The sequence below is a fragment of the Streptomyces sp. NPDC045998 genome (assembly GCF_056430285.1).
In genome coordinates, this window is sequence record NZ_JBWKLJ010000002.1 from 1 (window position 1) to 17,569 (window position 17,569).

15 protein-coding genes are annotated in these 17,569 nt (G+C 73.2%); 4 read left to right on the forward strand and 11 right to left on the reverse strand.

What is annotated here, in order from left to right; genetic code table 11:
• A partial coding sequence (locus tag AC07FJ_RS04890) for an MFS transporter (protein WP_479045318.1) occupies positions 1-986 on the reverse strand: 986 nt, incomplete at its 3' end.
• A gap of 249 nt (positions 987-1,235) precedes the next feature.
• Here AC07FJ_RS04890 and AC07FJ_RS04895 point away from each other — a divergent pair.
• Positions 1,236-2,159 (forward strand): helix-turn-helix domain-containing protein, encoded by a 924-nt coding sequence (locus AC07FJ_RS04895; protein WP_479045321.1) that lies wholly within the window; start codon positions 1,236-1,238, stop codon positions 2,157-2,159.
• A gap of 51 nt (positions 2,160-2,210) precedes the next feature.
• Here AC07FJ_RS04895 and AC07FJ_RS04900 read toward each other — a convergent pair whose 3' ends face one another.
• A complete protein-coding gene (locus AC07FJ_RS04900; protein ID WP_479045323.1) occupies positions 2,211-3,362 on the reverse strand; it encodes a baeRF2 domain-containing protein in 1,152 nt (383 codons plus the stop codon).
• Between the two features lie 149 nt (positions 3,363-3,511).
• On the reverse strand, positions 3,512-4,681 hold the full coding sequence (locus AC07FJ_RS04905; protein WP_479045325.1) for a hypothetical protein: 1,170 nt from the start codon (positions 4,679-4,681) through the stop codon (positions 3,512-3,514).
• A 175-nt stretch (positions 4,682-4,856) separates the two neighbouring features.
• Here AC07FJ_RS04905 and AC07FJ_RS04910 point away from each other — a divergent pair, with 175 nt between their 5' ends.
• Positions 4,857-6,137: an alpha/beta hydrolase family protein gene (locus AC07FJ_RS04910; protein WP_479045328.1), complete on the forward strand. Its 1,281-nt coding sequence runs from the start codon at positions 4,857-4,859 to the stop codon at positions 6,135-6,137.
• A gap of 22 nt (positions 6,138-6,159) precedes the next feature.
• Here AC07FJ_RS04910 and AC07FJ_RS04915 read toward each other — a convergent pair whose 3' ends face one another.
• The 8 genes from AC07FJ_RS04915 to AC07FJ_RS04950 all read right to left on the reverse strand — a co-directional run bounded on the left by AC07FJ_RS04915 (position 6,160) and on the right by AC07FJ_RS04950 (position 14,177).
• Positions 6,160-7,161 carry an arabinan endo-1,5-alpha-L-arabinosidase gene (locus AC07FJ_RS04915; protein ID WP_479045330.1) on the reverse strand — a complete coding sequence of 334 codons (1,002 nt, stop codon included), beginning with the start codon at positions 7,159-7,161 and terminating at the stop codon, positions 6,160-6,162.
• A gap of 33 nt (positions 7,162-7,194) precedes the next feature.
• Entirely contained in the window at positions 7,195-8,094 is a 900-nt protein-coding gene (locus AC07FJ_RS04920) for a carbohydrate ABC transporter permease (RefSeq protein ID WP_479045332.1), read from the reverse strand.
• Entirely contained in the window at positions 8,052-8,954 is a 903-nt protein-coding gene (locus tag AC07FJ_RS04925; RefSeq protein WP_479045335.1) for a carbohydrate ABC transporter permease, read from the reverse strand. The genes AC07FJ_RS04920 and AC07FJ_RS04925 overlap by 43 nt, the downstream gene beginning before the upstream one ends.
• A complete protein-coding gene (locus AC07FJ_RS04930; protein WP_479045338.1) occupies positions 8,951-10,288 on the reverse strand; it encodes an extracellular solute-binding protein in 1,338 nt (445 codons plus the stop codon). Before AC07FJ_RS04930 ends, AC07FJ_RS04925 begins: the two co-directional genes overlap by 4 nt.
• 75 nt (positions 10,289-10,363) lie before the next feature.
• Positions 10,364-11,899 (reverse strand): arabinosylfuranosidase ArfA, encoded by a 1,536-nt coding sequence (arfA, locus tag AC07FJ_RS04935; protein ID WP_479045341.1) that lies wholly within the window; start codon positions 11,897-11,899, stop codon positions 10,364-10,366.
• A 52-nt stretch (positions 11,900-11,951) separates the two neighbouring features.
• A complete protein-coding gene (locus AC07FJ_RS04940) occupies positions 11,952-12,965 on the reverse strand; it encodes an arabinan endo-1,5-alpha-L-arabinosidase (RefSeq protein ID WP_479045343.1) in 1,014 nt (337 codons plus the stop codon).
• 224 nt (positions 12,966-13,189) lie between these two features.
• Positions 13,190-13,627 (reverse strand): ATP-binding protein, encoded by a 438-nt coding sequence (locus AC07FJ_RS04945; RefSeq protein WP_479045346.1) that lies wholly within the window; start codon positions 13,625-13,627, stop codon positions 13,190-13,192.
• A 100-nt stretch (positions 13,628-13,727) separates the two neighbouring features.
• Positions 13,728-14,177: a flavin reductase family protein gene (locus AC07FJ_RS04950; RefSeq protein WP_479046878.1), complete on the reverse strand. Its 450-nt coding sequence runs from the start codon at positions 14,175-14,177 to the stop codon at positions 13,728-13,730.
• Between the two features lie 150 nt (positions 14,178-14,327).
• Between AC07FJ_RS04950 and AC07FJ_RS04955 the strand changes: the two genes are divergently transcribed.
• Positions 14,328-15,893, forward strand: a complete 1,566-nt coding sequence (locus AC07FJ_RS04955; protein ID WP_479045348.1) for an amidohydrolase family protein — start codon at positions 14,328-14,330, stop codon at positions 15,891-15,893.
• Positions 15,894-16,074: 181 nt separating this feature from the next.
• Positions 16,075-17,550: an AlkA N-terminal domain-containing protein gene (locus AC07FJ_RS04960; protein ID WP_479046880.1), complete on the forward strand. Its 1,476-nt coding sequence runs from the start codon at positions 16,075-16,077 to the stop codon at positions 17,548-17,550.
• The last annotated feature ends 19 nt before the right edge of the window (positions 17,551-17,569 follow it).

Sequence of the window (17,569 nt, forward strand, 5' to 3'; positions counted from 1 at the left end):
AGGGTCTGCTTGGTGCCGATTTTGCCGATGACCTTCGCGGCGATGGATCCGCCGATGACGGTGCCGATGCCCAGGACACCGAAGGACAGCCCCGCCGCGAGGGGGGAGAAGCCGAGGACTTCCTGGAGGTAGAGGGTCATCAGGAAGACCAGGGATGTTTCGGTGACGAAGGCGATCAGTCCGGCGATGTTGCCCCAGGCCACGGTGCGGCGCTTGAGGACGGTGACCGGCACCAAAGGAGAAGCCGACTTCGCTTCGACGGCGTAGAAGACGACGAGGAGGGCGAGTCCGGCGAGCAGGAAGCCGGCGGCGACGGGCGAGGTCCAGCCGTGTTCGCCGGCCTGGGTCAGGCCGAAGACCAGGGCGAGCAGACCCGCGGTGACGGTGATGGCACCGGGCGCGTCGAGCTTGGGACGCTCGGTGGGACGGGACTCAGCGATGATCGCGGGGGCGATGAGCAGGACCGCCAGGGCGACGGGGACGTTGATGAAGAACGCCCAACGCCAGGAGAGCAGGTCGGTCAGGACGCCGCCGAGGATGGCGCCGGTGGTGAACCCGGCCGACATCAGTGCGCCGTTCAAACCGAGGGCTTTGTCGCGCAGGGGGCCTTCGGGGAAGGAGGTGGTCAGCAGGGACAGGCCGGCCGGGGTGACGGCGGCGGTGGCAAGGCCCTGGGCGACGCGGGCGGCGATCAGCACCTCTGGGGTGGTGGCAAGACCACCCACCAGGGACGACACACCCAGCAGGGCCAGGCCGAACAGGAACAGCCGGCGCCGGCCGAACAGGTCGGCCACCCTGCCGAACAGCAGCGTGAACCCGGCCGCGCACAGGGCGAACGCGGTCGCGATCCACTGCAGGTTCGCCAGCGAGAACCCCAGCCCGTTACCGATCACCGGCAACGCCACGTTCAGGATCGAGAAGTCCACCGCCAGCATGAACTGCGCGACCAGCAACACCACCAGCACCAACCGCTGCCGCCCCGTCATCCGGGACGGACCAACCCTCCTCCCCTCACCAACCGACTTCACCTCTTCGACAACGGCCGACATGTCCGGGCTCCCTTCGCTTCGTCTCGTCCAACCAGGCGGTGACGGAACAACCTTGGCGCCGGCGCCACCGGCTACCCAGACCTCTCTTCTGGCTAGGCGGGGGGAGACCACGAGGCCGGAGACTACTCATGACGTGAGTAGCCTCAGCGCTCGCAACCGGCGTGCCCGGCGGGGAGACTGGACGGCATGGGTACTCAATCGGAACTCGGAGCCTTCCTGCGCAGCCGCCGCGCCCGACTGCGCCCGGAGGACGTCGGCCTGCCGCCGCACGGCACCCGCAGGCGCGTGCCCGGCCTGCGCCGCGAGGAGCTGGCCCTGCTCGCCGGTGTCAGCGTCACCCACTACACCCGGCTCGAACAGGGCCAGAGCACCAACGCCTCCGAGGCCGTCCTGGACGCCATCGCGCGGGCGCTGCGGCTCAGCGACGACGAGTGCGCACACCTGAAGGACCTGGCCCGCCCCGCCCGGCCCCGCCGCCCCCAGGTCCCGCGTCCCGAGCACGCCCGCCCCGGCCTCCGGAACCTGCTGAACGCGATGGGCGAGGTGCCGGCCGTCGTCCTCGACCGGCGCAACGACGTCCTGGCCTGGAACCCCCTGGGACACGCGCTGCTCGCCGGGCACATCGACCCCGACAGCCCCGACAGCCCCACGCAGCGGCCCAACCTGACCCGCATGCTCTTCCTGGACGCGCACACCCGCGAGCTCTACACGGAGTGGGAGGAGGAGGCGAGGACGGCGCTCGCCGCGCTGCGCCTGACCGCCGGCCGCCACCCCGACGACCGGCATCTCGCCGAACTCATCGGCCAACTGGCCATGAACAGCCCCGAGTTCGCCGCGCTGTGGTCCCGCCACCCGGTGCGCAACTGCACCTCCGGCGCCAAGCGGTTCCACCATCCCCTCGTCGGCCCGATGGAGCTCGAGTTCGAGAGCATGCACCTGTCCGACGCCTCGGGCCAGCGGCTGCTCGCCTACAGCGCCGAGCCGGGTACGCCGTCGGAGGCGGCGCTGCGCCTCCTGTCCGCCGCCACCGCCACCGCGGCCACCGCCGAGGCCGGTGGCCGGGGCGGGGCCGACGTACCGTCCGGCCTGCGCGGCAGCGGCACCGCGTAAGACAGGGCGGCGAGGCCGTACGCGTGCACGGCCGCGCCGCCCGGGATGGCGTCACATGCTCCAGCGCAGCACCGCACCCAGGCCGCCCGCCGGGCCCCGCATCCCGTCGGGGACGGTGAGCACCTCGCAGGCGGCCGCCGCGGCGGACCGCAGCAGGGCGTCGTCGGCGCGCGCACGCTCGGGCCTGGCGACCCCCATCGCCCGCACCTGGGAGCGCTGCACGGCGACCTGGTCGACGCCCGGCCCGATCCACACCTCCCGGCGTGCGTCGGAGGCGTCCGGCGTCAGCAGCAGGGTGGCCACCTGGTGTCTGCGTACGGCGTCGACGACCGCCGGCATGCCTTCGGCGGCCTGCCCGGGGCCGGTGTCGACGGAGGCGGTCTCCCGGTGTTCACCCGGCCTGCCGCGCCCCGTGTAGAAGCGTTCGAGGGCGTCCTGGAGCCGGGCGCGCGCGAACCTCTCGCACGCTTCGGCGATCTGCTGGTCGAGCACCCGCTTCGAGGCCCCCGGCGACCTGCCGCCGTTCCCGGCCTCCGCGGTGACGGCCCGGACGCGCTCCGGCAGCCGGTTGTGCACGGCCCTGCGCTCGCGCGGATCCCCGGTCAGGACCAGCAGATCGGCGCCGCACTCCTGCCAGGCGTGGACGACCTCCGCCGCGATGATGTCGGCGGTCTCGTTCCAGCTGTTCTCGATCTTGTTGCGGTAGTGCCACTCGTAGCGGTCCTCGGGGATGCTGCGGTGCCCGCGTCCCTGCCACTCCTTGCCCTGCGCCTGGCCCACGACCCGCCGGTCCTGCGCGTCGCGCAGCTCCAGATCGGCGCCGGTGTGGTCGATGTAGGCGACCAGACACCGCGGCTCGTCGCCCCGCAGGCCGGTGAGCGGCGCGATGTGCGGCAGGATCGACCAGGTCGCCTGGGTGGACGGCGGCGGCACCGAGAGCGGGACGTCCAGCACGACCTCGGCGCCCGTGGCGAAGAGCGCCCGGCCGGGTGGCGCGCCCGAGACCGGTTCACGGGCGAGCGTGTCCGTCACCGCCCGCACGGTGTAGGCGTCGGCACCCGCGTCGATGAGCTGCGACGCGGCCGCGCGGTTGCGGAGCTCCTGCATCTTCGCCGCGTCCTCGGTCGCGCGCGAGGTGTCGAGGTAGACGGAAGCCCATGGGCCTGGCCGGTCGAAGAGCGGTTTGAGGAAGCCGAGTTCCATGATTCCCCCAGGCTCTGGAGAGTGAGTACCACCAGGTTAAGTCGATATCCACCATTTCGTCCGGTGAAGCGGTCGCCCCCGGCCGGACGGGCGCCGCCCATGCCCGCGCCCTGTTCGCCGTACGCACCCGTCCGGTCGCGCAGCGTGTCTCACCGGGGCGGCGGAAGGACGATCCCGGCCGCCTGGGCGGTCTTCCCCGGGCGCAGGGTCCACGGCACGGGGGAGGTGTCGGTGAGCCATCCGTCCGCCAGCAGCCGCTCCACGACGACGGTGCGCACATGCCGGGACAGCTTCCAGCGCAGGCCGGCGCACAGCTGGGTGTAGGAGGGGCCGTGGCCGTGCTCCGCGCGGAACGCGACGGTGAACCGCGCGGCCAGCGGGCCGCGGTCGGGGTGCTTCTCCTGCCAGGCGTCGTAGGCGTCGCGTACGGACCGCGGCGCCGGGACCGAGGGGCGGGTGGCGACGAAGGCGGTCGCCACCCGCCCGAGGGGCATCCTGCACACGGCGCAGTGCTCGACGGCCTCGGCGTGCCGCCGCAGGGCCGGGCTGGCTCCGGCCTTCCACTTCTCCCACTCGGCCGGGCCGACCTCCGGCACCTCGGGGGCGCGCTGCGACGGCACCGCGGCGGGCTGATCCTGGTCGTCGGGGTGGGGCAGCAGGCCGGCGAGGTGCCGCACCCCCGGGGCGAGGCGGTAGCGGTCACCCACGAGCTCGGCGAGGAACGCCCTGCTCAGCAGGTCGGGCAGGGCGGCACGGCACGCTTCGGGCAGGTCCTCGGGCACCGTCCCGTGGAGCTCGGCGGAGGCGTGGGCGGCCAGGAACAGGGCGGCGAGCCGCGCATCCGGCGCCGTCTTCTTGACCGGCTTGGAGTTCATGGTGCGGACGGTCCAGCCCGACACCCGGGAGCGCATGAACTTGCCGAACGGCAGGGGCCGATCCGTCCCGTCGGCGAGGCCCGGCACCGTCACGGGGACGGGAACGTCCGGGTCCCCGTCGAGGAGCCGGTCGGGCACCTGCCACCCGAGGCCGCTCAGCGCGGCGACGGCCTCGGCGGGGTCGGCCAGCCTCAGCGACCGCAGGTCCATGCCCGTGATGTTGCCGATGCCGGTGCGGGCGGCCCGGATGGCGAGGACGACCGCGAGCAGCCGGGCATCGGGTGACGGCAGGGGCAGCGCGGCCACGTACGACAGGAGGGTGCGCGCCGCCCCGCCCTGCGGTGTCGTCAGCAGGAACGGCGGCGGAGCGGGCGGCGCGTCGGCGTCGCCGGCAGGAACGGCGGTGGTGGTGACGGTGGTTGTGGTGTTGACGGTCTTCGACACAAACGGCTTAACGCGCTGCGGCGGCGTGCGTCACTCACCCCCGCGGGGAAGGCCCGCCGCCACGCCATCCTTTCGGGCAGGGACTGAACGATGGCCCGCGCTCCTCTCCGGCGCGCAGCATGCGGTCATGCCCCCGCGCTCGCGCGGGACGTGACCGAGAGGACAGAGGAGAGACATGTCGCAGAACACGCCAAGGCCCGGAGGCCCCGCCGCGGTGAGCCGCCGTACCGTCTCCGCCTCGGCCGTACTGGCCACCGCGCTCATGGCCCTGGGCGGCACCACCCGGGCCCGGGCCCGGGCAGGGACGGGGACGGGGGCCGAGGGCGGCGATGTGGTCCCGCGGCTGCCGGCGCCGACCGGCCCGTACCGGATCGGGGCCGTCACGCTGCATCTCGTCGACCGCTCCCGGCGCGACCCGTGGGACCCGGGCATCCCCGTCCGGGAGCTGATGGTCACGGTGTTCTACCCGGCCCGCACCGTCCGCGCGTATCCCCGGGCCCCGCACATGACGCCGGGCGCCGCGCGGTCCTTCGCGGAGCTCGCCCCCGCGATGCGCCCGCAGCTGCCGGGCGCCGGGGTGGACTGGGCGGCCACCACGACCCACGCCCACCTGGGCGCGCCCGCGCTGCCCGTACCGCGGCCGGTGCTGCTGTACAGCCCGGGCGGCGGCGACCCCCGCACCCTCGGCACCGGGCTCGCCGAGGAACTGGCCTCGCGCGGCCACGTGGTGGTGGCCATGGACCACCCGGGCGACGCGAGCGAGGTCGAGTTCCCGGCCCCGGCCGCGTACCGGGACGACGTCCTGCGCCAGACCGTCTTCACCGGGGACCCCCGCACCGATCCCGCGCTCTTCCGGACCGTGATCGGCACCCGCGTCGCGGACACCCGGTTCGTCCTGGACCGGCTGGCGGAGCTGGCGGCCGGGCGGAACCCCGACGCGGCGGGCCGCGCGCTGCCGCCCCACCTCGGACGCGCCCTGGACCTGCGCCGCGTGGGGATCTACGGCCACTCCGCCGGCGGCACCACCGCGGCCCAGGCGCTGTACGAGGACGCCCGCCTCGGCGCGGCGGTCAACCTGGAGGGCTACCTCGACCACCCGGCCGGGGCACCCGGCCGCGAAGGGGAGCTGTTCCCGGTCGCCCGGGACGGCGTCGACCGCCCGCTGCTCCTGCTGGGGACCGACGGCTTCACCGACCGGAAGGCGCTGGAACGCTCCTGGTCGGCGATGCTCGCGCACCCGCGGGGAGGCACCGTGCGACGGCAGCTGGACGGTGCCGCACACGGCGTGTTCACCGACTACGCCGCCTTCGCGCCCCTGCTGCAGGCCGCCGGGCTGATGACCGCCGAGGGCCGGGCCGAACTCGTCGGAACGATCGACCCGGCCGTGTCCGTGCCCGCGGTGCGCCACCACGTGGCCGCCTTCTTCGGCCGGCACCTGGGCGCACGCCGGGCTTAGGGCCTGTCTTTCGGATCAGGCCCTAGTAGGCCGTCGGCCAGCCGCCGCTCCAGTTCAGCAGGTTGACGCCCAGTTTGGAGCGACCGCCGTCCTGGCCGTCGTAGTAGTGGTACACGAGCAGGTCGCCGTCGACGTCCCGCATCACCGACTGGCCGCCGGGGCCGATGTACCGGCCCTGGGTCTCCATGACCGGCGTGCCGCCGCCGTTCGTCAGCGGCGTGCCGGTCCGGTCGACGTACGGGCCCGTCACGGCGGTCGCGCGCCCCACCTTGATCCGGTAGGTGGAGTCGACGCCGGCGCAGCAGCGGTCGTATGACGCGAAGAGGTAGTAGTAGCCGTTCCGCTTCACGATGAACGGCGCCTCGATGCCGCCGCCGCCCGGCCGCGCCGCGATCGGGCGGAGCGCGGTGTCGCCCGCGAGCCGCTTGCCCGTGGCCGGATCGATCCGGATCAGCTTCAGACCGCTCCACCACGAGCCGAACGACAGCCACCACCTGCCGTCGTCGTCCACGAACAGGTGCGGGTCGATGGCGTTGTGGTCGTCGCCCGTACGGGAGGCGATGACGACGCCCCGGTCCGACCAGCTGCCGGGGCGGCCGGTCGACGACACCGCGAGCCCGATCGCGGAGGTGTTGGAGCCGAAGGAGGAGACGGAGTAGTACATCCAGTACCGCCCGCCCTGGTACGACACGTCGGGTGCCCACGCCTCCGGGACGGAGGAGTACTCCTTCCACCAGCCGGGCCGGGTGGTGAAGGCCTTCCCGGCCCGGCCGAAGGCGACCCGGTCGGTGGACGTCCGCACCTGGAGTCCCTCCCCGGTGGAGTGCAGCAGGTACCGGCCGGACGGGTCGCGCAGCATCGACGGGTCGTGGACGGCGATGTCGCCGGTGACGTGTCCGGGCGCGGGGTAGGCGGAGGCCGTCCCGGGGACGAGGGCGAGCAGCACCGCGAGGGGGAGGGTGAGCAGGGTGCGGCGCGGGCGGCGGCGGTACGGACGGGGAACGTGCGGAGAAGTGCGGCTCATGCGTTTCTCCTTGAGGGGGATGGTGAGGCGGCGTCACTGGCCGGCGAGGCCGGTGTGCGCGATGCCCCGGACGATCTGCCGCTGGAACAACATGAAGATCACCAGCAGCGGCAGTCCGGCGATCACCACGGACGCCATGATCTGCGCGTAGCGCACACCGAACGACGACTGGACGTTGACCAGTCCCACGGGCAGCGTCATGCCGTTCGGGTCGGTGGTCACCAGGAACGGCCAGAGGAAGTTGTTCCAGGTGGAGATGAAGGTGAAGACGGCCACGGCCGCCAGCACCGGCCGCGACAGCGGCAGCACGATCGTCCAGAAGACCCGCCACCGCCCGGCTCCGTCGACGAAGGCCGCCTCCTCCAGCTCGCGCGGCAGGCCCTCGAAGAACTTCACCAGGATGAAGACCATCGCCGGCACGGCCACCTGCGGCAGGATCACGCCCCAGTACGTGTCCACGAGCCCGAGCTGCACCATCTCCGCGAACAGCGGCGCGATCAGCACCTGCGGTGGGACCATGATGCCGGCGAGCACCAGCCCGTACAGCAGCTTGCGGCCGCGGAAGTCGGTGCGCGTGAAGCCGTACGCGGCCATGGCGCACAGCACCACGGTGAGCAGGGTCGTCATCACGGAGACGTACGCGGAGTTGAGCGTCCAGCGCAGCAGGTCGCCGGACTCCCACACCTTGGCGTACGCGTCGAGGGTGACCGTGGAGCCGAACCACTCCAGCGGGGTGCGGGTCGTCTCGCCCTCCGGTTTGAGGGAGGTGGCGACGGCCCAGGCGAGCGGCAGCAGCCACGCCACCGCGAGCAGCAGGCCGACGGCGAACAGGGCGGTCCGGCCCGCGGACCAGCGGGTACGGGGGCGGGGGCGGGGAACGGCGGGTGCGCTCACGTGGCGGCCTCCTCGGCTCGGCGTCGCCGGGACAGCCATGGCTGCACCAGGGAGACGGTCAGGATCAGGGCGAAGAAGAGGTAGGAGACCGCCGACGCGTAGCCGATCCGGTAGCCGGTGAAGCCCTGTTGGTAGACGTACTGCAGGATCGGCCGGGTGGAGTCGTCCGGGCCGCCGCCGGTCATCAGGTACACCTGGTCGAAGATCTTCAGCGAGGCCAGCACCTGGAGGACGACGACCAGTCCGGTGGTCCGGTGCAGCATCGGCAGCGTGATGTGCCACAACCGGCGCCACGCGCCCGCGCCGTCCAGCTCGGCCGCCTCGTACAGGTGGAGCGGGATGGCCTGGAGGGCGGCGAGGTAGAGCAGGAAGTTGAAGCCGACGGTCCACCACACGGTGGTCAGGACGATGGAGAGCATCGCGTAGCGCTCGTCGGTGAGCCAGCCGATGCCCGGCTCCAGGCCGGCCGAGGCCAGCAGCTGGTCGGCGAGCCCGAAGTCCGACGGGTAGATCATCTGCGCGAAGAGCAGGCACACCACGCCGGACGGCAGCAGGAACGGCGCGAACCAGCTCAGCCGCCACAGCCACTGCACCACCTGCAACTGGTGCGCCAGCAGCGCGAGTCCCAGGCCCACGACGACGAGTGGCACCGTGGACAGCACGGTGAACCACACCGTGTTCCACAGCGAGGACCACACCGCGGGGTCCCGCACCGCCTCCGCGTAGTTGTCCAGGCCCACGAACGCGGCGCCCGACGCGGTGATGTTCTCGCTGGTCAGGCTCATCCCGACGCCCGAGACCAGCGGCCACACCAGGAACAGCCCGTAGACGGCGAGGAAGGGCGCCACGAACACGAGCCCGTGTTCGGTCCAGCGGCGGCTCACTCCGACGGTGCTCATGAGGCCGCTCCGGAGAGGGGGTCGCGGGTGTCGAGCAGCCGCCGCAGCCGCCGCTTGGCCTCGGCCAGCGCGCCGCGCGGCGTGCGGGACCCGGTGAGGACGCCGGAGAAGACGCCGCCCAGCTCGATCCACATGCGGGAGGCGGAGCCCGTGAACCACGCCGGGTCGTCGAGCACCACGTCGTCCACCACGTCGCGGTAGGCGGACTGCGGGTGCAGCGCCAGGTACTCGGGGTCGTCCAGCACCGGCAGGTAGGCCGGTACGTGGCCGCCCTGCGCCCAGGCGACCGAGTGTTTCAGCATCCAGGCGACGAGCGTGTGCGCCGCCTCGTCGGGGGCGCCGCCCCGGCCCGCGATGTGCGGCAGGACGAAGGCGTGGCAGTCGGCCTGGGCGGTGGGCCGGCCGAAGAGCCCCGGGACGCGGGTCATCGAAAACTTCAGACCGGTGATGCGGAAGGACGTGACCTCCCACTCCCCGTTGAGGTGGAACGCGGTCTTCCCGCCGTTGAAGATGCCGACGGACGCCGCGTAGTCGGCGCGCCGCACCCACAGCCCCTCCTCGACGAGCCGGGCCATGAACTCCAGCACCGTCAGCGCCTTGGCGTCGTCCAGGACGAGCCGCCTGCCGTCCTCGGAGAGCACCCGGCCGCCGGTCTGCGAGTAGAACGTGGCGAACAGCCGCCACGGTGTGATGCAGTCCGGACCCAGGGTCTCCGTGACGAGCCCGGGCTGCCCGGTGGCCTTCTTCGCCGCCCGCAGCGCGTCGGCGAACTCGGCCGCGCTGCGGAGGGGCTTGAGCGTGCGCCGGTCACCGCCGCCCTCCAGCAGGCCCGCCTTCTCGCACACCTCGGTCTGGTAGTAGAGGACCACCGGGTGGGTGTCCAGGGGTACGGCGTACTGCTTGCCGCCGGCCTGGCCGCGCCGCCAGATGTCGGACGGGAAGTCGGCGGCGCGGACGCCGAGTTCGCCGAGCAGGTCCAGGTCGAAGGGGTCGAGCAGCCGCCCGGGGGCGAACCCGGCGAGGCGGGCGAGGTGGAGGACGGCCAGCTCGGGGGCGCGGCCGCCCGCCCCCGCCATGCCGAGCTTCGTGTAGTACGGGGCACCCCATTGCAGGGTCGCCGCCTCCAGGGCTATCCCGGGGTGGTCGGCGCGGAAGGCGTCGAGCATGGCCTGCATGGTGACGCCGTCGCCGCCGCCGAACAGGTGCCAGAAGCGCAGCCGGGTCCGGCCCCCGGCCGCGGCGGAGGGTGCGGCACAGCCGCCGGCCAGCGCGGCGGTCGTGGCGGCGGCCGCCGCTGCCAGGGCGCCGCGCCGGCTGAGGTGAGGTGGTCTCATGAAGCTCGTCTCTCGGGAACGGGACAGGGGGGACGGGGGACGGGGGACAGGGGGCGCGGGGGAGGGGGGACGAGCTCAGGCGAGCCGGAGCATCGTCCAGGACAGCGGCTCGAGGGTGACCTCCAGTGCGCCGTCGGCCACCCGGGCGCCCTCGCCCGCGTGCGGGACGACCCGCTCGGGCTCGGCGAGGGTGTTGCGCGCGTCCGGGTCGGCGTCGGCGAGCACGCTGTGCTCCACGACCCCGCCGACGCCCAGCCCGCCGAGCGCGACCCGGAGCGGCAGCGGCGCGCTCTGGCTCCGGTTGACGGCGAAGACGGTGACGGCCCCGGTCTCCGGGTCCCGTACGGCGGTGGCGTGCAGCAGCGGCACCTCGCCGTACTTCGCCGTCCGCTGGCGCGGCGCGTCCACCCGTACGTCCAGCACCTCGCCGCGCCCGTGGCGGGCGGCCTGCGCGAAGGGGAAGAAGGTGGTCTGCCGCCAGGCCGGCCCGCCCGGCTCGGTCATGATCGGGGCGATGACGTTCACCAGCTGGGCCAGGCACGCCACGGTGACGCGGTCGGCGTGCCGCAGCAGGGTGATCAGCAGCGAGCCGAACACCACCGCGTCGGTGACGCTGTAGGAGTCCTCCAGCAGGCGCGGCGCCTCGGGCCAGTCCAGCGGACTGGCGTCCGCCTCCTCCTGGAAACGGCTCATGTACCAGACGTTCCATTCGTCGAAGGAGAGGTTGATCCGCTTCGGCGACTTCAGCCGGGCGCCCACGTGGTCGCAGGTGGCCACGACGTTCTCGATGAAGGACTCCATGTCGACGGCGGAGGCGAGGAACGAGTCGCGGTCACCGTCCACTTCCTCGTAGTACGCGTGCAGGGAGATGTAGTCGACCAGGTCGTACGTCTCCTGGAGCACCGCCGCCTCCCAGGCGGCGAAGGTCGGCATGGCCCGGCTGGAGGAGCCGCAGGCGACGAGCTCCACGTCGCGGTCGATCTGGCGCATGGCGCGCGCCGTCTCGGCGGCCAGTCGGCCGTACTCCTCGGCGGTCTTGTGGCCCGTCTGCCAGGGGCCGTCCATCTCGTTGCCCAGGCACCACAGCCGGATGCCGAAGGGGTCCTTGTCCCCGTGGGACACGCGCAGGTCCGAAAGGGCCGTACCGGAGGGGTGGTTGGCGTACTCCTGGAGCGCGAGGGCGTCGGCGACCCCACGCGTCCCGAGGTTGACGGCGAGCATCGGCTCCGCCTGCGGGCCGACCTTCTGCAGGAACGCCATGAACTCGCTGAGCCCGAAGCGGTTGGTCTCGGTGGAGCGCCACGCGAGGTCGAGGCGGCGCGGCCGCGCCTCGACCGGCCCGACCGAGTCCTCCCAGCGGTAGCCGGAGACGAAGTTGCCGCCGGGGTAGCGGATCGTGGTGACGCCCAGTTCGCGGATCAGCTCCAGGACGTCGGTGCGCAGCCCCGCCTCGTCGGCGCTGGGGTGGCCGGGCTCGTAGATGCCGGTGTAGACGCAGCGGCCGAGGTGCTCGACGAAGGAGCCGAAGAGCCGGGAGCTGACCTCGCCCACGGTGAAGGCGGGGTCCAGGGTGAAGCGCGCGGTACCGGGGGCGGGGGCGGAGCGGGACATGGTGGCCTTTCGATGTCGGGGAAGGGAGGGGGAGGGAGGAGGAGAGCGGTGGTCAGCGGCCGACGGCGGGCCAGCCGGCGTCGTCCCAGCGCAGGGTGCGCAGGGCGAGCTTGGGGACACCGCCGTCCTCGCCGTCGTAGTAGTGGTGGACGAGCACGTCCCGGCCGCCCGGTTCGCGCAGGACGGACTGCCCGCCGGGCCCGACGTACCGCCCCCGCGAGGCGAGCAGCAGCTCGCCGCCGCCCTCGGTCATCGGCGTACCGTCCCGGTCGGTGTAGGGGCCGGTGGGCGAAGTGGCGCGCCCGACACGGATGTTGTACGTCGAGTCGGTGCCGGCGCAGCAGCGGTCGTACGACACGAAGAGGTAGTAGTACGGGCCCCGTTTGACGATGGCCGGGGCCTCGACGGCGTACGGCGCGTCCGGGCGGGTCGCCAGGTGGTGCACCGGGGCGCCGGGGCGCGCCTTGCCGGTGCGCGGGTCGAGTTCGACCATGCGGATGCCGGTCCAGTGCGAGCCGAAGGACATCCACAGCCTGCCGCCGCCCTGGATGACACCCGGATCGATGGCGTTGTAGTCGTCCGCGGTGCTGGACGAGAACACCACTCCCCGGTCCTCCCATGTGCCGGGCCGCCCGGTGGGGGAGGTGGCCAGGCCGATGGCGGAGTGGTTGGAGCCGAACGACGAGACGGCGTAGTACAGCCAGTACGTGCCGCCCCGGTGGAGGACCTCGGGCGCCCAGGGGTCGCTCTCGGCGGAGTACGCGCGCCACCACGCGGGCGTCGAGCGGAAGGCCGCGCCCGCCCGCCGCCAGTGGCGGCCGTCGGCGGAGGTGCGGGCCTCGATGCCGTTGTGCGTGGAGTAGACGACGTACGTGCCGTCTTTCAGCCGTATCGCGGACGGGTCGTGGACCTCGATGTCACCCGTGACCGAACCCGTCACGAGGTGGCGTGCGGTGCGGTGGTCCGCGGCGTGCGCGGTGGGCGGCGGGCCCAGCAGCAGGGCGGCGCACGCGGCGGCGGTGAGGGCGGCGCGCGGGCCGGGGGAGTGACGACGGCGTCCGGGCATGGGCAGCGACTCCTTGGGCACGGGGACGCGTCCCGGCGCCCCCGGATGTTCGATATGACGAATGCTGCTCGCGAATTCGAACGGGACCGTAGACCGGCTGAAAATGCGCCGTCAATGGTCCTGACAAAATTACGAACGATGTGCGACATACCGAACGGAGCTGCCCTGTCGAGGGCTCCTCCTCAGCCCCTCAGCCTTGGATCTCCGCCGTCACGCGCCCCGCGTCACACGCCCCCGTCCCGCGGCCCGGCGGAAGGCGGGCTCGGCGGGGTGAAACACGCCGTGATGGTCTTTCCGTCCTCCCGGGCGTGGGAGTGCCAGTGGTCGCAGACCGCGTCGACGAGCGCGAGGCCCCGGCCGCCCGGTGACGTGGTGTCAGGCGAGCGGGGCGTCGGCACGCCGCCGCCGGAGTCGTGGACGCTGACGTGCAGGCAGCGGTTGTCCCAGGTCAGGACGAGGTGCGCGGTGCTGTGGGCGTGGACGTGCGCGTTGGTGATCAGCTCCGACACGGTGAGCAGGATGTCGTCGACCGTCTCGGCGGCGTACTCCGTCCACCCCAGCGTCTCCAGGTGCTCGCGCGCCCAGCGCCGTCCCGCGCGGACGCCTCCCGTGATGGGAAACGACCTGGCCCAGCCCACCGCCCTCATCGAGGAGTCCTTCATGGTGTCTCCTTTCGCCGGTTTGTCCTCCCGCCAGCGCGCGTACCCGCGAACGCCGAGGACACCGCTCGGAACACCGACCGGAAAGCCCGAGGGTGCGGACTCAGGCCGGGTGGCCCGGCTCCAGTCCCTTCGTGTCGCCGAACATCAGCGGGCGCGGCCGGCCGCCCGGCACCGACGGCGACTCCTCCACGGGGTCCAGGAGGAAGCCCACATGGTCCCCGCCGTCGAGCCGCTCCCGCACCCGGCCCACGAACCACGCGGGGGCGTCCCGCAGCACGGGTGTGTCACCTTGCCGGGCCTCCCACGCGACCCGCGCGAACTTGTCCACGTCGTCGTCGCCCGTCCGGCTCCCGAACAGCCGCGCCAGTTCGAGCTGTTCGCGGTCGAGCAGATGCACACCGAGGTGGGTCGCGTGGCGGGCCACCCGGTACGTCCGGTTGGCGGTGGACAGCCACACCATGAAGCGAACCGGATGGATCGAGCACTGCGAGGCGAAGCCCACCAGACAGCCGGCCCGCTCCCCGTGTGCCGCGGCCGTCACCACGTACATCGGATAGTCGAGCAGGTCCGTGAAAAAGCCGAGGTCCGAATCCGCCACACGCGCGACTCTAGCCACCAACCGTCACGCGGCCGGGTAAGACGCGTCCCCCCGGCCGGAATTGGGCTTTTCCGCGCGGTGCCGGCGCGGGATATAACCCCCATGACGGAATCCCCCCGCCAGGAATCCCCCCGTCCCGCATCCCCCCACTCCGAACCCCTCTCCGCCGACTCCCTCTTCGCCGACTCCCTTTCCTCGGAGTCCGCCCACCCCGAGTCCGCCCACCCCGAGTCCCCCCACTCCGCATCCGGCCACCCGCGTCGCCGCACCGTCCTCGCCGGTCTCGGCACCGTCCCCCTCATGGGCGGACTGACGGCAGGTCTGACCGGCGCCGCCCGCCCCGCCTCCCGCAGACAGCCCCAGCAGGGAGAGCAGAGACCCGACCGGCCGCACACCACCCTGCTCCGCGGCGCGGAGCTCGTCCTCACCATGGACCCCGGCATCGGGGACGGCCCCCTCGGCACCCTCCGCCACGCCGACGTGCTGCTGCGCGACGGCGCCATCGCCGCCGTGGGCCGGCGGCTCGCCACGCCGACCGGGGCGCGCGTGATCGACGTGACCGGCCGCATGGTGCTGCCCGGATTCGTCGACATCCACAACCACCTGTGGCAGTCCAGCATCCGCGGCGGCTGCTCCAGCCAGGACCTGTACGGCTGGCTCGCCGACTGCAACAGCGCGACCCTCGCCCGTATCGGCCCCGACGACATGTACCGCTTCGTCCGCCTCGCCGCCCTCGACGCGCTCCAAGCCGGTGTCACCACCCTCGTCGACTGGGTCCACCCCATCCCGTACGCCACCAGCGAGCGCTACGTCCAGGCGCTCGACGACTCCGGGCTCCGCTTCGTCTACGCGATGATGCAGAGCGAGGCCAACGCCGACCTCGTACCCCGCGTGAAGAAGGAGCTGCTCGACCCGCTGCCGCTCGCCTCGGCGCAGGTGTCCGTCCACGCGGGCATGTACGCGGTCAACCGCCTGCGCCGCTTCCACGAGATCGCCCGCGACCTCGGGGTGATGTTCAACTCCCACGTCCTCGAACACCCCGTCGACCGCAGGGACGACCCGATCGGCGCCCTCCGCCTCGCCGGGGCCTTCGGCCCCGACCTGCTGATGAACCACGCCATCCACCTCACCGACGACGAGATCGGCCTCATCGCCGAGCACGACGTCCGCGTGGCCCACTGCCCCCTCAGCAACATGCGCCTCGCCTCCGGCATCATGCGCCTGCCCGCCCTCCACGCGCGCGGCGTGAAGGCCGGGCTCGGCCACGACGGCGGCACCAACGACACCTCCGACATGTTCAACGTGATGAAGGCGGCCGTGGGACTCCAGCGCGCCCTGCACCAGGACGCCGGGGTACACCCCACCATCCCGGCGGTGCTGCGCATGGCGACCCTGGGCGGCGCCGAGTGCGTCGGCATGGACGACCGCGTCGGCTCCCTGACCCCCGGCAAACGCGCGGACGTGGTCGTCCTCGACCCGGGCACCCTGAACTTCGCGCCCCGCTTCGACTGGATCAGCCAGATCGTCCTCAACGGCCAGCCCCCCAACGTCAGCCACGTCTTCGTGGACGGCCGCCTGCGCAAGGCGCACGGCGCGCTCGTCGACGTCGACACCGACACCGTGATCAGGGAGGCCGAGCTGGCCGCCGCACACGTACGCGACAAGTAACCCGGCGACGAGTAGCCCGGCGACAAGTCACCCGGCGACGAGTAGCCCGGCGACAGGAACCCGGGCCGGCAGCTGACCCGGAGCAGGCGACGCGCGAGCGTGCAGGCAGTGCGAGGATGGTGTCGTATTCCCGCCAGCCCCGCGCGCTCCGCTGCTGAATGCTTGGACCATGCACACCGTCATGCACACCGACACCGATCGCTGCGTGCGGGCCGTCCGCTCCAAGGACGCCCGGTTCGACGGCTGGTTCTTCACGGCCGTCCTCACCACCCGGATCTACTGCCGGCCGAGCTGCCCGGTCGTGCCGCCCAAGCCCGAGAACATGACCTTCTACCCCAGCGCCGCCGCCTGCCAGCAGGCCGGCTTCCGCGCCTGCAAGCGGTGCCGCCCCGACACCAGCCCCGGATCTCCCGAGTGGAACGCCCGCGCCGACACCGTCGCCCGTGCCATGCGCCTCATCCAGGACGGGGTCGTCGACCGCGAGGGCGTGCCCGGGCTCGCGGCCCGGCTCGGCTACTCGACCCGGCAGATCGAGCGCCAGCTCCTCGCCGAGCTCGGCGCCGGACCGCTCGCCCTCGCCCGCGCCCAGCGCGCCCAGACGGCGCGGCTGCTCATCGAGACGACCGAGCTGCCCATGGCGGACGTGGCGTTCGCCGCCGGGTTCGCCTCCATCCGCACCTTCAACGACACCGTCCGCGAGGTCTTCGCCCTCGCCCCGAGCGAGCTGCGCGCCCGGGCGGCCCGCAGCGCGGCGAAGACGCCCCACACCCCCGGCGTGATCGCGCTGCGGCTGCCCTACCGTGCCCCCCTCAACCCCGGCAACCTCTTCGGGCACCTGGCCGCCACCGCAGTCCCCGGCGTCGAGGAGTGGCGCGACGGCGCCTACCGCCGCACCCTCGCCCTGCCGCACGGCCACGGCATCGTCGCGCTCGCGCCCCGCCCCGACTACATCGCCTGCCGCCTCTCGCTCACCGACCCGCGCGACCTCACCCTCGCCATCAGCCGCTGCCGCCGCCTGCTCGACCTGGACGCCGACCCCGTCGCCATCGACGACCAACTGCGCACCGACCCGCTGCTGGCGGCCCTCGTCGACAAGGCCCCCGGCCGCCGGGTCCCCCGCACCGTCGACGCCGCCGAGTTCGCCGTACGCGCGGTCCTCGGCCAGCAGGTCTCCACCGCCGCCGCCCGCACCCACGCCGGACGGCTCGTCACGGCGCACGGCACCCCCGTCGACGACCCCGAAGGCGGCCTCACGCACCTCTTCCCCGGCCCCGAGGCGCTCGCCGCCCTCGATCCGGAGGCCCTGGCCCTGCCGCGCAGCCGCCGCGCCACGCTCACCACCCTGGTCGGCGCCCTCGCCGGCGGCTCGCTCCGGCTCGGCCTGGACACCGACTGGGACGAGGCCCGCGCCCGCCTCGCCGCGCTCCCCGGCTTCGGCCCCTGGACGGTCGAGGCCATCGCGATGCGCGCCCTCGGCGACCCGGACGCCTTCCTCCCCACGGACCTCGGCGTCCGCCGCGCCGCCGCGGGGCTCGGCCTGCCCTCGACCCCCGCCGCGCTGACGGCACGCGCCGCCGCCTGGCGTCCCTGGCGCGCGTACGCCGTCCAGTACCTGTGGGCCACCGACAGCCACCCGATCAACCACCTGCCCGCGTAACGACTCGAAGGAAGCCATC

Excerpts from the sequence above, each read along its gene's own strand:
- AC07FJ_RS04930 (WP_479045338.1), bottom strand. The coding sequence starts at position 10,288 with ATGAGACCACCTCACCTCAGCCGGCGCGGCGCCCTGGCAGCGGCGGCC.
- AC07FJ_RS04910 (WP_479045328.1), top strand. The coding sequence starts at position 4,857 with ATGTCGCAGAACACGCCAAGGCCCGGAGGCCCCGCCGCGGTGAGCCGC.
- AC07FJ_RS04955 (WP_479045348.1), top strand. The coding sequence starts at position 14,328 with ATGACGGAATCCCCCCGCCAGGAATCCCCCCGTCCCGCATCCCCCCAC.
- AC07FJ_RS04925 (WP_479045335.1), bottom strand. The coding sequence starts at position 8,954 with ATGAGCACCGTCGGAGTGAGCCGCCGCTGGACCGAACACGGGCTCGTG.
- arfA (WP_479045341.1), bottom strand. The coding sequence starts at position 11,899 with ATGTCCCGCTCCGCCCCCGCCCCCGGTACCGCGCGCTTCACCCTGGAC.
- AC07FJ_RS04950 (WP_479046878.1), bottom strand. The coding sequence starts at position 14,177 with ATGTACGTGGTGACGGCCGCGGCACACGGGGAGCGGGCCGGCTGTCTG.
- AC07FJ_RS04960 (WP_479046880.1), top strand. The coding sequence starts at position 16,075 with ATGCACACCGACACCGATCGCTGCGTGCGGGCCGTCCGCTCCAAGGAC.
- AC07FJ_RS04920 (WP_479045332.1), bottom strand. The coding sequence starts at position 8,094 with ATGGCTGTCCCGGCGACGCCGAGCCGAGGAGGCCGCCACGTGAGCGCA.
- AC07FJ_RS04945 (WP_479045346.1), bottom strand. The coding sequence starts at position 13,627 with ATGAAGGACTCCTCGATGAGGGCGGTGGGCTGGGCCAGGTCGTTTCCC.
- AC07FJ_RS04940 (WP_479045343.1), bottom strand. The coding sequence starts at position 12,965 with ATGCCCGGACGCCGTCGTCACTCCCCCGGCCCGCGCGCCGCCCTCACC.
- AC07FJ_RS04900 (WP_479045323.1), bottom strand. The coding sequence starts at position 3,362 with ATGGAACTCGGCTTCCTCAAACCGCTCTTCGACCGGCCAGGCCCATGG.
- AC07FJ_RS04915 (WP_479045330.1), bottom strand. The coding sequence starts at position 7,161 with ATGAGCCGCACTTCTCCGCACGTTCCCCGTCCGTACCGCCGCCGCCCG.
- AC07FJ_RS04895 (WP_479045321.1), top strand. The coding sequence starts at position 1,236 with ATGGGTACTCAATCGGAACTCGGAGCCTTCCTGCGCAGCCGCCGCGCC.